Raw genomic sequence first — 13,350 nt, 5'->3', positions numbered from 1 at the left:
GCACACTCCGCGCATGTTTGCCGCCGCACGCGAAGGGGAGGGCGCCGGCGTGGCTTCCGCTGCTTTCCCGGTTCGACCGATCCTGTACGGGATCGCGCTGGCGTGCGCGCTGCTGGCCGGGCTGCTGTGGCTGTCGCCTGCCCATGCCGGCGCGCTATACCAGTGCACCGGATCGGGCGGGGAAACCGTGTACAGCAATACCACCGCTGGTTACCACGGCTGCCGCAAGGTTGCCTCCTTTCCCGATGAATCGCGCCAGAAGGCGCCCGCGCGGACGAGCAAGCCGGCCGCATCGCTGGCGCACGTGCGCGGCTCGGTGCAGACCACCGCCCGGCTGGTGTCGCTGGTGGGCGTCGAGGGGACGGTGGACACCACCGCGAGCGTGGTCGAGGCTGGCAAGTGGGATTACCGCGAGGATGCCCCGCGCGCCGCCGTCGCGAAAGCGCCGGCCAACCGTGTGCTGCACGGTGCGGTCTACCGCGTAAAGAAGGCGGACGGCTCGGTCGAATACACCAACCTCAAGCCGGGTGGCGGCCGCGGTCGCGCGGTGACCACGCTGTTCACCTACATCGCCACCTGCGTGGCCTGCAACCTGCATTCGACCATCGACTGGAGCCGCGTGCGGTTGAACCTCACGGCCTATGCCGACGCCATTCGTGCGGCCAGCGCGGCATCGGGGGTGGACGAGGCCTTCCTGCGCGCGGTGATCCACGCCGAGAGCGCGTTCAACCCCAACGCGCTCTCGCTCAAGGGCGCGCAGGGCCTGATGCAGTTGATGCCGGGCACTGCCAGCGACATGGGCGTGCTGGATGCCTTCGACGCCACCCAGAACATCCAGGGCGGCGCCCGCTACCTGGCGCGGCTGCTAAAGACCTTCGATGGCGACGAGCAACTGGCCGCGGCCGCGTACAACGCGGGGCCCGGCGCCGTGCAACGCTACAAGGGCGTGCCGCCGTATGCCGAAACGCAGGTGTACGTGCAGCGCGTAGGCGAGTTGCGCAAGCGCTATGGCGCGGCGGTGCACGGGGCGCTTACGGCGATGCGAAATTCCGGCGCACCCTGACGAGGTCCCACTGTAGGAGCGCACCTGTGCGCGACCGGGATGCGCGGGGGACGACGTGTTTTCGCAATTCGGACATGGCGGTCGCGCGCAGGGTGCGCTCCTACACGAGCTCGACCAGGACGGATCGCCTGTCACGGTAGGCTGAAACTCACCCTACGCGTCGCGCTCAGCCGTTTAGCGTGGCGCGGGTCTGCAGCGGTGGGCGGCGCGCCAGGGTGACTTCGGTGTGGAACGGCACGCCGTTGCGCAGCCCCGACACGTCCACCTTGCTGCCGGGCTTGAGCGCGGCCTCGTGCCGGCGCAGGTCGGCCGGGTCGAGGATGGCGTCGGTGCCGATCTGCAGCAGGATGTCGTGCGGCTGGATGCCGGCCTGCGCCGCGGGGCCGCCCGGGTAGACGTCGGTTACCTGCGCGCCGCGCGCCGCGGCCGGCAGGCCGCTGTCGGCCGCCACCGGTACGAAGGCGTAGTCGGCACCCAGCCAGCCGCGCACCACGTGCCCGGTGGCGATGATCTGGTCCAGCACGTTCTTGGCATTGCCGATCGGGATGGCGAAGCCGATGCCTTCGGCGTTGGCCTGGCGTCCGATCAGCAATGTATTGATGCCGACCAGCTCGCCCTTGGCGTTGACCAGCGCTCCGCCGGAATTGCCCAGGTTGATCGCCGCGTCGGTCTGGATGAAATCTTCCGCGCTGGAACTGGACAGCTGCCGGCCGACCGCGCTGACGATGCCCATCGTCACGGTCTGGTTGAGTCCCAGGGGGTTGCCGATCGCCAGCACCACGTCGCCCGCGCGCAGCGAATGGCTGTCGGCGATGTCGACCACGGGCAGGTTGCCGGCGTCGATCTTGAGCACCGCCAGGTCGGTCTCCTCGTCGGCGCCGACCAGCGTGGCCTTGGCGATGCGGCCGTCGTAGAGCAGCACCTGGATGTCGTCGGCCTGGGCGATCACATGGTTGTTGGTCAGCACATAGCCTTGGCCGCTGACGATCACGCCCGAGCCGAGCACCTGCTGCGGGCGTTTGTAGGCGGGGCCGGTGGGCAAACCGCCAAACAGGCGCTGCAACACCGGATCGTCGTACATCTGCACGGCGCGCGCGGTGACCATCCGGTTGGCATAGATGTTGACGACCGCGGGCGCGGCCTTGGCCACGGCATCGGCATAGGACACCGGGCCGGCACCCGGTGCGGGTGCCGTCGCCTGTGTGGAGGCGGCGGGTTGCGGAGCGTGGGACAGGCCGAAGCGCTGGCGCAGGCGGTCACCGCTGCCGGGCCAGAACAGTCCGACCACGAAGGCCAGCGCCAGTCCGAGGATGACGAAGCGAACGATAAAGGTGAGCGCGCCGGCGGCGTTCTTCATGGCTTCAATGGTTTGCGTATGCCGGACTTGGCGAGGCGTCGGGGCGTGTTCTCCCCTTGTGCGATTGATTGTACGGGCCAGGCCCTGACGCTACACTAACGCGATTTTTGCGGGCCCCCAAACGGGTTTCGCATCTTAATGGCATTGCATGTACCGGAGAGCCTGATGGCGAACGAAGTCGTCGATCATGGTCGCCGCCGCTTCCTGACAGCGACCACTGCGGTGGTCGGTGGCGTGGGAGTTGTCGCGGCGGCCGTGCCCTTCATCAAGTCCTGGGAGCCGAGCGCTCGCGCCAAGGCCGCCGGCGCGCCGGTCACGGCCGATATCAGCAAGATCGAGCTGGGCCAGAAGGTCGACTACGCGTGGCGCGGGCTGCCCGTGTTCGTGGTCCGCCGCACCAAGGACCAGCTCGCGCTGTTGCCGACCCTGGCACCGCGCCTGGTCGATCCCGATTCGGAGATCGAGCAGCAGCCGGATTACATCAAGGGGCCGGCCCGCGCGATCAAGCCCGAATGGCTGGTCGTGATCGGCATCTGCACCCATCTGGGCTGCGTGCCGGAGTTCTTCCCCCAGATCAAGCCCGAGCCGTTCGACCCGAACTGGAAGGGTGGCTTCTTCTGCCCGTGCCACAAGTCGCGCTATGACCTTTCCGGTCGCGTCTTCCAGGGTGTGCCGGCGCCGAAGAACCTGCAGGTGCCCGCGTACCACTTCGTGGACGACACGCACATCCAGATCGGCGTCGATCCCAAGGAGGCCGGCTGATGGCTAACGTATTCACCCGCATGGGCGATTGGGTCAACGAGCGCGCGCCCAACATGATGCCTGCGTACCGCAAGCACATGACCGAGTACTACGCGCCGAAGAACTTCAACCTCTGGTACTACTTCGGTTCGCTGGCGCTGCTGGTGCTGGTCAACCAGATCGTCACCGGCATCTTCCTCACCATGAACTACAACCCGAGCGCGGCGGGAGCCTTCGCCTCGGTCGAGTACATCATGCGCGACGTGGAGTGGGGCTGGCTGATCCGCTACATGCACTCCACCGGCGCCTCGCTGTTCTTCGTGGTGGTGTTCCTGCACATGTTCCGCGGCCTGATGTACGGTTCGTACAAGAAGCCGCGCGAGCTGGTGTGGCTGCTGGGCATGCTGATCTTCCTGGTGCTGATGGCCGAGGCCTTCATGGGCTACGTGCTGCCGTGGGGCAACATGTCGTTCTGGGGCGCCAAGGTGATCATCTCCCTGTTTGGCACGATCCCGGTCATTGGCGGCACGCTGGTGGAGTGGATCATGGGCGACTACCTGCCTGCCGATGCCACCCTCAACCGCTTCTTCGCGCTGCACGTGATCGCGCTGCCGCTGGTGCTGTTGCTGCTGGTGGTGCTGCACATTGCCGCGCTGCACGAAGTGGGTTCGAACAACCCCGATGGCGTGGAGATCAAGAAGGGTCCCAAGGGCAACCGCTGGGATGCGCTCAAGCCGGCCGACGGCATCCCGTTCCACCCGTACTACACGGTGAAGGACCTGGTCGGCGTGGGCTTCTTCCTGATGATCGCCGCGTTCATCATCTTCTTCGCGCCGACCTTCGGTGGCTGGTTCCTGGAGCACGACAACTTCATCCCGGCCAACAACCTGGCCACGCCCGCGCACATCAAGCCGGTGTGGTACTTCACCCCGTTCTACGCGATCCTGCGCATGATCCCGTCGTTCCTGGGGCAGGCGTTCTGGGGCGTGCTGGCGATGTTCGGCGCGATCGCGCTGCTGTTCGCGCTGCCGTGGATCGACGTGGGCAAGGTCAAGTCGATCCGCTATCGCGGCACCGGCTACAAGGTGGCCCTGGGCCTGTTCGTGCTGTCGTTCATCATGCTCGGCGCGGTCGGCGCGGGCGTCACCGCCGAGGTGATTCCCGAGTGGTTCGGCGACGTCGACGTGACCTTCTGGGAAAACCTGTTCGGTCGCCTGATGACGCTGGTCTACTTCGGCTACTTCGTGTTCCTGTGGCTGTACACGCGCTTCGGCTGGGAAACCACCAAGCCGGTTCCGGAACGGGTGACCACGCATGACTAAGCGGCAGCTACTGATGAAGCACATTCTCCTTTCGATGACGCTCGCCCTGGGCCTGCTCGTGGGCAGCACCCCGGTTCTGGCCTCCGAAGGCGGCGCGGAGCTGCCTTCGGCCGGCGTGAACCTGCGTGACCAGGCCTCGTTGCAGCGCGGCGCGCGCCTGTTCTTCAACTACTGCGTGGGTTGCCACTCGCTCCAGTACCAGCGTTATTCGCGCATTGCCGAGGACCTGGGCCTGACCGAGAAAGAGGTGATGGAAAACCTCAACTTCACCGGCGCCAAGTTCGGCGAGCCGGTGATCTCGCACATGCCCGAGGACATGGCCAAGCAGTGGTTCGGCAAGGCACCGCCGGATCTTTCGCTGGAAGTGCGCGCCAAGACGGCCGATTGGGTCTACGGCTACCTCAACAGCTTCTACGTGGACCCGAGCCGCCCGGTGGGCTGGAACAACACCGTGTTCCCGAACGCCTCCATGCCGTTCCCGCTGTGGGAGCTGCAGGGCATCCAGACCGCGGTCAGGAAGCCCGGCAGCGAGGACGTGGAAAAGCTGGAGCTGTCCCAGCCCGGCACCATGACGCCCGCGCAGTACCAGCAGGCGGCCCGCGACCTGACCAACTTCCTGGCCTACGTCTCCGAGCCGGCCGCGCTGCAGCGCCACGCCTACGGCATCTGGGTGATCCTGTTCCTGGCCCTGTTCACCCTGTTGGCCTACGCACTGAAGAAGGAATACTGGAAGGACGTCCACTAAACCGGATCGTTCGCCAGCCTCGGATGCGGCGACGTGCGCGTCGCCGCATCGCTTATTGAAGGGGAGAAAAGCGCATGGTGCAAAGCGCTCGTTCGCGTACCGTACTGACCCTGTACACCACCGCCGACGACATCCAGTGCCATCGCGCGCGGCTGGTGCTGGCGGCCAAGGGCGTCAGCTACGACCGTGTGCTGGTCGATCCGGCCAAGCCGCCGGAAGACCTGATCGACCTCAACCCCTACGGCACCACGCCGACCCTGGTCGACCGCGACCTCACCCTGTACGACACCGCGGTCGTCTGCGAATTTCTGGACGAGCGCTACCCGCATCCGCCGCTGATGCCGATCGACCCGCTGTCGCGCGCACGCCTGCGCCTGGCGACGGTGCGTATCGAGCGCGACTGGTTGCCCGAAGTGGACACCATCCGCGCCGGCGGGCGTCCCGCCGATGCCGCGCGCAAGCGCCTGCGCGAGCACCTGCTCGCCTCGTTGCCGCTGTTCAAGGCGGCCAAGTTCTTCCTGAATCCGGAAATGAGCCTGGTCGATTGCCTGGTCGCGCCGGTGGTCTGGCGTTTGCCATGGCTGGGGGTGGAGCTCGGCCGCGAGGGCAAGCCCATCGTCGACTACGGCGAGCGGCTGTTCCACAGCCAGGGCTATGCGCGCAGCCTGACCAACGAAGAACGGGCGATGCGGCCGTGACCGGCCTTTCCCGATGACCGAACAGATGCCGCCGATGAGTTCCAACCGCCCGTACCTGCTGCGGGCGATCTACGATTGGATCACCGACAACCAGTTGACGCCTTACGTGTTGGTCGACGCCTCCGCCGAGGGCGTGCGCGTGCCGCCGCAGGTGGTCAAGAACGGCCAGGTCGTGCTCAACCTTGCCATGCGCGCGGTGGCCAACCTGGAGCTGGGCAACGACTACATCGGCTTCCAGGCACGCTTTTCCGGCGTCAGCCAGGCGATCCGGATTCCCGTGTCGGCGGTGCTGGCGCTGTACGCCCAGGAAAACGGGCAGGGCATGATGTTTCCCTCCGAGGAGGGCGACACACCGCCGCCCGCGCCCGGTCCGGAAGGCCCTGGCCCGTCTGGCGATGGCCCCGAGAAGCCCAAGCGTTCGCCCCACCTGCGCGTGGTGAAGTAAGCCGCGTTTCCATGTCCGGCCCCAGTCCGGGGTGTGCGGGCAGTGCCGGGCGTAATCCGAGGGCTCGCGCGAGCGCGCTCAACCCGACCGTATCACTGCCCGATGCGTCGCCGTGGCCGCAAGGGGATCACATTGTCGGGTGACGGTCCCGAGGGCGTGGGCGGCGGCGCGGGCGGTTCGACGGGCGGCGGCTCCATCCTCGGCAGGCTCAGGCCCGCCAGCTGTTCGCCGTGCATCCACAAGCGGCCGTCCAGCCGGTCGTTGCCATGCATGCTCACCTCGAACGCGTAGCCAAGCTCGAGCCGCCGCCGGCCTCCGACGCGCCGCCAGCGCAGGCTGCGCAGACCCACCGTCTCGTCCAGCAGCTGCAGCCCGTGCTCCGCGCACTGCCGGCGTGCCTCGTCCACGGCCCGCTCGCGGACGCGAGTGGACTTGAGCCACAAGCCAGCCACGGCGGCGAGCGCCAGCAGGGCGATCAGGTCGGTTACTTGGCTCATGCAAGCAGTGTGTGGGTGGCGCGGGCCGGGTGCAAGCCGCGGGCATGGTAATCGGTGGGTGGCACGACGAGCAGCGAGCGCGGGTGGACAGGGCGTTCGCCGCCTTTGCAGGAGCGTCCCTGTAAGCGATGGCGCGGTGCCACCAGGCCGCGCGGTGCGGGCGGGTGGATAAGCTCCTCCCCCTGCTTGCAGGGGGAGGCTGGGAGGGGGTGCCCGTCCGGAGCGAAAGAGCACCCCTCCCCAACCCTCCCCTGCAAGCAGGGGAGGGAGCAGATCGCCCGTCGGAGCGTCCTTGAACGCGACCGCGCGGACATCCAGACCACGCGGCCGCCTTCAGGCGCGTCCCCGCAAGTGCGATCAGGTCAGGAAAGCTGCAACCGAAGCGATAGATCGATGGCTCGCACATGCTTGGTCAACGCACCGACCGAGATGAAATCCACACCAGTGCGCGCGTAATCGCCGATGGTATGGAGATCGACGTTGCCGGAAATTTCCAGCGCTACCCGGCCGGCGGCGATGCCCACCGCTTCGGCCATCATCGCCGGCGTGAAGTTGTCGAGCATGATGCGGTCCACGCCAACATCGATCGCCCGGCGCAGCTCCTCCAGCGTCTCGACCTCGATTTCCAGCAACAGCGCCGGGTGCAAGGCGCGGGCCGCGGCCACGGCGGGCTCGATGCCGCCCGCGGCGGTGATGTGGTTTTCCTTCACCAGGATCGCGTCGAACAGCCCTATCCGGTGGTTGTGGCCACCGCCGCAGCGCACCGCGTACTTCTGTGCCAGCCGCAGGCCCGGCACGGTCTTGCGCGTATCCAGCACGCGCACTCCGGTGCCGGTGACGGCGGCCACGTAGGCAGCGGTGATGGTGGCGGTGCCGGAGAGCAGCTGCAGGAAGTTGAGCGCCGATCGCTCGGCGCTGACCAGCGCGCGTGCGCGGCCACGCAGGTGGCAGATGACGCTGCCGGCGGCCACGCGTTCGCCGTCACGTACGCGCCAGTCGATCATGACGTCGGGATCGAGCTTGCGGAAACACGCGTCGAACCATGGGATGCCGGCCATCACCGCATCCTCGCGGCAGGTCAGGGCGGCCGCGGCGCGGGCTTCGGCCGGAAGCAGGTCGGCGGTGGCGTCGCCGCTGCCGAGATCTTCGGCAAAGGCGCGTTCGATATCGGCATCGATCAGCCGGGCGTCGGGCGGATCGAGGGGATTCACGTGGGACATGTGGCATCCGTTCGGGGGAAGAGTGCGGCGATGCGGCATGCCGGTATCCGACCACCGGCAACGCGCCCGCAAGCCGGCAAGGATAACTGAGCCGGACCGAAGCGGCCTTGGCGACGTGCCCGCTCCTGGACCTCGACCCCTCGCGTTTCCGAGAGCGATTCGCACGGAGCGTAGCCCGCCGGACGAAGTTGAAGCGCCGCCCGCCACAGGATCGAACCCCCTCTCCCTCCGGGAGAGGGCGCCGACAAGCGGGAGAGGGTTCGGGCGAGCGAGGGCTACGGCGACACCGAACCCTCTCCCCAACCCCTCTCCCGAGGGGAGAGGGGCTTACGCCTCGCGTTTCCGAGAACCGTTCGCGCATAGCGTAGCCCGCAGGCGAAGTCGAAGCGCCCGCCTCAGCCTCAACCAAAGCGTCCAGCCCACTTCAGGGATAGAAGCAGCCTGGCCCTCGAACGCTCGATCGCCAAACCGGAATCGCCCCGGCAGCGAAAACCCCTCAAGCCCGCTCAGGCCAGATCATCAGTGCTGGCAGCGGCCGCCTGGCTGAGCCGGTCGACGATGGCGCCCATGGCGCGGTCGAACAGCGGTTCGGACGGCAGGACGCGCGCGCTGCCGGCGGCCAGCGCCGCGGCGAGTTCGTGCGGGGCGTAATCGCCCACCTTCAGCCCGCGTCGATTGACGAACAGATAGCGTCCGCTCATCGGGCTGATCCACGACAGCTTGGCGCGGGTAACCGCGTCGCCAGTGGGGCAGAACTCCAGCCAGATGCCCGGCTTGAGCTCCCCGATCTGGTCGAGTTCGCCGTTCTCCGCGATCGCGGCAGCCAGCTCCGGCTCCGGTTCGGGCTCGGCCGTTTCGGTATCCAGCAGCGGCTGGATGCTCTCCGGAATCGGCAGTGCCACGTCTTCGGTGCTGGCGTCGGGCGCCAGTTCTCCCAACTGCTGCCGGTAGTAGGCGTGCAACTGGCCAAGCAGGCGCTCGATGTCGCTTTCCTGGAAAGCCACGTTGGCCAGGCCGCGGCGCAGCGCGCGTTCGATGCCCGGCAGCATGCGCAGCAGCGCGCGGCGATCCTCGGTACCGTGCACGGGACGCGCGCTGGCGATGAATTCGTTGACGAAGCGCAGGGCGTCGGCAAAGGCGGACGAATCCTCGCCCTGGCGCAGGATGGTGAGCACCAGGTGGTTGGCCCAGGCGCGTGCCAGCACGCCATGGATCAGCGGCGGCAGGGTCTGGCTGCCGATGCGGTCGAGGATCTCCCGCGCCGCGCGGCGGCGGGCCATTTCGAGCTTCTCGCGGCCGCGCGCCGACTCGGCGACGCGCTGCTCGGCCAGTTCCGCGCGCTTGCGGCTCTGGTCCTGGAACGCCTGCAGCTCGTCGTTGAGGCGCTCGAACAGGCTCATGTCGTCATCGAACTCGTGCAGCAGGCGCTCGACGATGGACTTGATCTTGTCATGCACGCGATGGTCGCGGTCGGACTCCTCCGACCAGCCCTTGGCCAGTTCGGCCAGGCCGTCGAGCAGGCGGCGCGCCGGATGCTGGCGGTGCGCAAACAATTTGCGGTCGAGGATCGCGGCCTTGAGATACGGGATCTGCAGGCGCGCAAGCAGCACCTGCATCTCCGGGGGCAGGGTGCTGTCGGCGAGGATGAACTCGAACAGCATGCCGACGAGGTCGATGGTGTCCTCGTCGATCGCCGCCACCTGGCTGGGACGCTCGCCGCGCAGGGCGCCGAGCTGGCCGAGCAGGTGTTCCTTCAGCTGCGCGACCTCGCGGCCGAGCATCGCCGGATCGGCGGCTTGCGCACTCGGTGCGGGACCGGTCGCGAGCTGGCTTTGCAGCACGCTCAGCGCACCGAGCAATTCGTTGGCTGTCGGCACCGCGATCGCGGCCCCGTGGCCCGTCGCATTCGCGGATGCGACGCCGCCGGCCCCACCGTTGGCCAGGGTGCGGCGCGCGCTGAACAGGGCGCGCACGGTGTGCAGCAATTCGCTGGCCAGTTGGGCTTCGGGATCGGTATCGCCCGCGATGTCGCCGGTGGCGGCCGCCACCGCGGCCCCTGATGCAGCGGCGTTGGCGCCGGTTGCGACCGCCGGAGTTTCGCCGCGCACCACTTCGTGGCGCAGTTGCGGCAGCACGCCGGCGCGCACCAGTTCGGTGTTGATTTCGTGGTAGAGCTCTTCCAGAGCGGACAGCACGTAGCGATCGAACAGCTTGTAGATGATCAGCTTCACGCGCATGTCCGCGCTCAGCTCGCGCATCGCCTGGCGGAACGCCTGGGCCAGCGCGGCGGGGGCGACCGGATTGGTCGCGTCGTCGATCTTGATGCCGCCGCAGATCACCGAAAGCCGCTGGTTCACCGCGAACAGGTCGCGCGCCAGGCGCGACTCGTTCTTGGCCGTCATGCTGGTGATGGCGAGCGATTCCTCCAACTCGTTCTCCGCCACCAGCGAGAGCTCGACCGGTCCGGTCGGGGCGGCGGGCGCCGGTGCGGTGGCGGAGGTCATGCCGGTCAGTTCGCGGCTGACCTGCGCCAGGTAGCTGCGCTCGACCGCTGGCCGGCGCTTGCGCACCTCGCGCATGCCGTCGAAATAGTGCATCTGCGCGGCGTTGTTCTCGGCTTTCTCGGCCAGGTCGAACAGGGCATCGTCGACGTGTTCGAACATGTTGCCCAACAGCAGCTGCAGGCGGCGGCCAGCGATCGCGCGCACGGCGCCGAGCAGGTCGCCGACGCGCTCAGCCGGCTGCCGCTGGCTCAGGCTGACGACCTTGTTAGGCTCATTGGCTTCTTTCATCGCCACACCCCTGAAGCATCCGTTGCCGACGAACACGGCCGCCTCGGCCACGTGAATTTCGACGATAAGCGACGAAACGTGAACAGGTCATGCACCGGCGTACACATTAGTCCACGCTCTGTGCAAAAGCATGGCGCCGTTCACCTTTTCGAGAAGCGGCCTCAGGCAGAAGCCGGAAAGTCGTTCAGCTGCACCGTGCCGATGCCTTCCTCGGGCAGCATCACCGGGATGCCGTCGTCGACGCGATAGACCACTTTGCGGTCGACGGTGATCAGGCCTTCACCCAGCCGCTCGCGCACCGGGGCGCCCGCCACCGTGTCGAGCTGGCCGCGCTCGATCGCGGCGTTGATCGCCTCCAGTTCGCCGCGGGCGAGCGGGCGAACGGGCGTCTTGCTGACCGGGCAGCAAAGGATGTCGAGCAGGCGCTTGTCCATGGCGGTGGGGTGTCGTGCGGAAAGCCCGTACAATAGTGCTTTTGGGGTGGCAGAACCATGACTTCGACCGCCAGGCCCGCCCGCGTAGGCGTGGTGATGGGCTCCCGATCGGACTGGGAAACCATGGAGCACGCGACCGCCGTGCTGGAGCAGTTGGGCGTGCCGCACGAGGTGCGCGTGGTGTCCGCCCATCGCACGCCGGATCTGCTGTTCCGCTACGCCGAAGAGGCGGTGGAGCGCGGCATCGAGGTGATCATTGCCGGTGCCGGCGGCGCCGCCCACCTGCCGGGCATGCTGGCGGCCAAGACGCGGCTGCCGGTGCTCGGCGTGCCGGTGCAGTCCAAGGCGCTCAATGGCATGGATTCGCTGCTGTCCATCGCGCAGATGCCCGCCGGCATCCCGGTCGGCACGCTGGCGATCGGCCGCGCCGGCGCGGTGAACGCAGGTCTGCTCGCCGCCTCGGTGCTGGCACTGCACGACCCGGCCATCGCGCAGGCGCTGGACGATTTTCGCTCCCGCCAGACGCAGACCGTGCTCGACCAGCCGGACCCGCGCGCATGAGCGAGCGTCGCCAGCCCGTGCTGGGCATCCTCGGCGGCGGCCAACTGGCGCGCATGCTGGCACTGGCCGCGGCGCCTCTGGGCGTCAAGACGCTGGTGGTCGACGGCGCCGGCGACGCCTGCGCCGGGCAGGTCGCGCCGCTGGTGGTGGCCGACTGGAAGGACTATGACGCGCTGGCGCGCTTCGCTGCCATGGTCGACGTGGTCACTTTCGATTTCGAGAACGTGCCGGCCGAAACCGCGCACTGGCTGGCCGAACGCGTGGCCGTGTCGCCCGTGCCGGGGGCGCTGGCGGTGGCGCAGGACCGGCTGGCCGAGAAAACCCTGTTCCGCGAATGCGGGCTCGATACGCCGGCCTTCGTGGCGGTGGACACCCGCGAAGACCTGCAGCGTGCCCTCGCCGAGGTCGGCGCGCCGGCGATCCTCAAGACTCGCCGGCTGGGCTACGACGGCAAGGGCCAGTTTCGCCTGAAAACGCCGGCGGACGCCGACGCCGCCTGGGCCGCGCTGGGTGCGCAGGCGGCGGTTCACGGCTTGATCCTGGAAGCCTTCGTGCCGTTCGAACGGGAGCTGTCGGTGATTGCCGTGCGCAGCCGCGACGGCGATTTCCGCACTTGGCCGCTGACCCGCAACTGGCATACCGACGGCGTGCTCAGCCTGAGCCTCGCGCCGGCCCCCGACATCGACCGCCTGCAGCAGCGCGCCACCGACCTGGCGCGCACGCTGGCCGAACGGCTGGACTACGTAGGCGTGTTCGCGCTGGAGCTGTTCGTCAAGGACGGCCAGCTGCTGGGCAACGAGATGGCGCCGCGCGTGCACAACTCCGGCCACTGGACCATCGAGGGCGCCTACACCAGCCAGTTCGAGAACCACGTGCGCGCCGTGCTCGGCCTGCCGCTGGGCGATACCGGCGCGCGCGGGCTGTCGTGCATGTTCAACTGGATCGGCGAGTTGCCTGATCCGGCGCCGGTGTTGACCACCACCGACGCGCACTGGCACGACTACGGCAAGCAGGCACGTCCCGGCCGCAAGGTGGGGCATGCCACGGTGTGTGCGCCCGACGCCCGCGCGCTGGCCGAGCGCGTCGGCCATGTCGCCCGTTCGCTGGGGCGTGACGACCAGGCCGATCCCGCGCTGCAGGTGCTCGTGCAGGGGATCTGGAAAAACTCGTGAGCGTCCAGTGCCCCGGTAGGAGCCCACTTGTGGGCGATGCTTTTGGCGGTGCGATCAGGCGTAAGGGCATCGCCCACAAGTGGGCTCCTACACGTATCGCGCGAAAGGGGTTATTCGCTTGCAGAGAGGTGAGCCGGCCCACGTATGCGGTTGCGTGCGTGGAGTAGGGTGTCGGTACTCGGTTTTCCGGGGCGCCGCGGGTGTCCTGCGTGCGTCTGCTATCCTGCGCGGCCGAATTGCGCGACCCGCGCAGCCGCGCGAGAGTTTCCGCCAGTGTAAGTCGCCTTCGCTACAGCACGTTCC

Annotated in this window: 13 protein-coding genes; 8 read left to right on the top strand and 5 right to left on the bottom strand. The window is 68.0% G+C overall.

All coding sequences use genetic code 11. The annotated features are described in order from the left end of the window. Positions 1-49: 49 nt before the first annotated feature. Positions 50-1,063, top strand: coding sequence for a lytic transglycosylase domain-containing protein (locus OSC30_RS08095; protein WP_267171344.1), 1,014 nt, complete (start codon positions 50-52; stop codon positions 1,061-1,063). Between the two features lie 166 nt (positions 1,064-1,229). On the opposite strand, the gene OSC30_RS08090 is transcribed toward OSC30_RS08095, so the two are convergent. Continuing rightward, positions 1,230-2,420: a S1C family serine protease gene (locus OSC30_RS08090; RefSeq protein WP_267171343.1), complete on the bottom strand. Its 1,191-nt coding sequence runs from the start codon at positions 2,418-2,420 to the stop codon at positions 1,230-1,232. 165 nt (positions 2,421-2,585) lie between these two features. Here OSC30_RS08090 and petA point away from each other — a divergent pair, with 165 nt between their 5' ends. The 5 genes from petA to OSC30_RS08065 all read left to right on the top strand — a co-directional run bounded on the left by petA (position 2,586) and on the right by OSC30_RS08065 (position 6,371). Then, positions 2,586-3,182 (top strand): ubiquinol-cytochrome c reductase iron-sulfur subunit, encoded by a 597-nt coding sequence (petA, locus tag OSC30_RS08085; RefSeq protein ID WP_267171342.1) that lies wholly within the window; start codon positions 2,586-2,588, stop codon positions 3,180-3,182. Next, positions 3,182-4,483 (top strand): cytochrome b, encoded by a 1,302-nt coding sequence (locus OSC30_RS08080; protein ID WP_267171341.1) that lies wholly within the window; start codon positions 3,182-3,184, stop codon positions 4,481-4,483. The genes petA and OSC30_RS08080 overlap by 1 nt, the downstream gene beginning before the upstream one ends. Before the next feature lie 13 nt (positions 4,484-4,496). Further along, entirely contained in the window at positions 4,497-5,228 is a 732-nt protein-coding gene (locus OSC30_RS08075) for a cytochrome c1 (protein ID WP_267171340.1), read from the top strand. A gap of 74 nt (positions 5,229-5,302) precedes the next feature. Continuing rightward, positions 5,303-5,926, top strand: coding sequence for a glutathione S-transferase N-terminal domain-containing protein (locus OSC30_RS08070; protein WP_267171339.1), 624 nt, complete (start codon positions 5,303-5,305; stop codon positions 5,924-5,926). Between the two features lie 13 nt (positions 5,927-5,939). Beyond that, on the top strand, positions 5,940-6,371 hold the full coding sequence (locus tag OSC30_RS08065; RefSeq protein ID WP_425474737.1) for a ClpXP protease specificity-enhancing factor: 432 nt from the start codon (positions 5,940-5,942) through the stop codon (positions 6,369-6,371). A 92-nt stretch (positions 6,372-6,463) separates the two neighbouring features. Here the strand turns inward: OSC30_RS08065 and OSC30_RS08060 are convergent, their stop codons facing one another. The 4 genes from OSC30_RS08060 to OSC30_RS08045 all read right to left on the bottom strand — a co-directional run bounded on the left by OSC30_RS08060 (position 6,464) and on the right by OSC30_RS08045 (position 11,314). Beyond that, positions 6,464-6,868 carry a DUF3301 domain-containing protein gene (locus OSC30_RS08060; protein ID WP_267171338.1) on the bottom strand — a complete coding sequence of 135 codons (405 nt, stop codon included), beginning with the start codon at positions 6,866-6,868 and terminating at the stop codon, positions 6,464-6,466. 362 nt (positions 6,869-7,230) lie between these two features. Next, entirely contained in the window at positions 7,231-8,088 is an 858-nt protein-coding gene (nadC, locus tag OSC30_RS08055) for a carboxylating nicotinate-nucleotide diphosphorylase (RefSeq protein ID WP_267171337.1), read from the bottom strand. Between the two features lie 506 nt (positions 8,089-8,594). Further along, positions 8,595-10,880 carry a DUF1631 domain-containing protein gene (locus OSC30_RS08050; RefSeq protein ID WP_267171336.1) on the bottom strand — a complete coding sequence of 762 codons (2,286 nt, stop codon included), beginning with the start codon at positions 10,878-10,880 and terminating at the stop codon, positions 8,595-8,597. A 161-nt stretch (positions 10,881-11,041) separates the two neighbouring features. Further along, a complete protein-coding gene (locus OSC30_RS08045; protein ID WP_267171335.1) occupies positions 11,042-11,314 on the bottom strand; it encodes a Trm112 family protein in 273 nt (90 codons plus the stop codon). A 57-nt stretch (positions 11,315-11,371) separates the two neighbouring features. On the opposite strand from OSC30_RS08045, the gene purE reads away from it, so the two are divergent. Beyond that, on the top strand, positions 11,372-11,875 hold the full coding sequence (gene purE, locus OSC30_RS08040) for a 5-(carboxyamino)imidazole ribonucleotide mutase (protein WP_267171334.1): 504 nt from the start codon (positions 11,372-11,374) through the stop codon (positions 11,873-11,875). Next, complete coding sequence (locus OSC30_RS08035) at positions 11,872-13,047, top strand: 5-(carboxyamino)imidazole ribonucleotide synthase (protein ID WP_267171333.1); 1,176 nt, start codon at positions 11,872-11,874, stop codon at positions 13,045-13,047. Before purE ends, OSC30_RS08035 begins: the two co-directional genes overlap by 4 nt. Positions 13,048-13,350 lie beyond the last annotated feature (303 nt).

Origin of the sequence: Frateuria hangzhouensis (assembly GCF_026410505.1) — a bacterium.
Taxonomy (GTDB): Bacteria; Pseudomonadota; Gammaproteobacteria; order Xanthomonadales; family Rhodanobacteraceae; genus Frateuria_A; species Frateuria_A hangzhouensis.
This window is presented reverse-complemented; position numbering and strand designations above follow the sequence as displayed.

Bases quoted from the DNA above. Each gene is read 5' to 3' on its own strand.
- petA (WP_267171342.1), top strand. From the start codon at position 2,586: ATGGCGAACGAAGTCGTCGATCATGGTCGCCGCCGCTTCCTGACAGCG.
- OSC30_RS08070 (WP_267171339.1), top strand. From the start codon at position 5,303: ATGGTGCAAAGCGCTCGTTCGCGTACCGTACTGACCCTGTACACCACC.
- OSC30_RS08035 (WP_267171333.1), top strand. From the start codon at position 11,872: ATGAGCGAGCGTCGCCAGCCCGTGCTGGGCATCCTCGGCGGCGGCCAA.
- OSC30_RS08050 (WP_267171336.1), bottom strand. From the start codon at position 10,880: ATGAAAGAAGCCAATGAGCCTAACAAGGTCGTCAGCCTGAGCCAGCGG.
- OSC30_RS08060 (WP_267171338.1), bottom strand. From the start codon at position 6,868: ATGAGCCAAGTAACCGACCTGATCGCCCTGCTGGCGCTCGCCGCCGTG.
- purE (WP_267171334.1), top strand. From the start codon at position 11,372: ATGACTTCGACCGCCAGGCCCGCCCGCGTAGGCGTGGTGATGGGCTCC.
- OSC30_RS08090 (WP_267171343.1), bottom strand. From the start codon at position 2,420: ATGAAGAACGCCGCCGGCGCGCTCACCTTTATCGTTCGCTTCGTCATC.
- OSC30_RS08075 (WP_267171340.1), top strand. From the start codon at position 4,497: ATGAAGCACATTCTCCTTTCGATGACGCTCGCCCTGGGCCTGCTCGTG.
- OSC30_RS08065 (WP_425474737.1), top strand. From the start codon at position 5,940: ATGACCGAACAGATGCCGCCGATGAGTTCCAACCGCCCGTACCTGCTG.
- OSC30_RS08080 (WP_267171341.1), top strand. From the start codon at position 3,182: ATGGCTAACGTATTCACCCGCATGGGCGATTGGGTCAACGAGCGCGCG.
- nadC (WP_267171337.1), bottom strand. From the start codon at position 8,088: ATGTCCCACGTGAATCCCCTCGATCCGCCCGACGCCCGGCTGATCGAT.
- OSC30_RS08045 (WP_267171335.1), bottom strand. From the start codon at position 11,314: ATGGACAAGCGCCTGCTCGACATCCTTTGCTGCCCGGTCAGCAAGACG.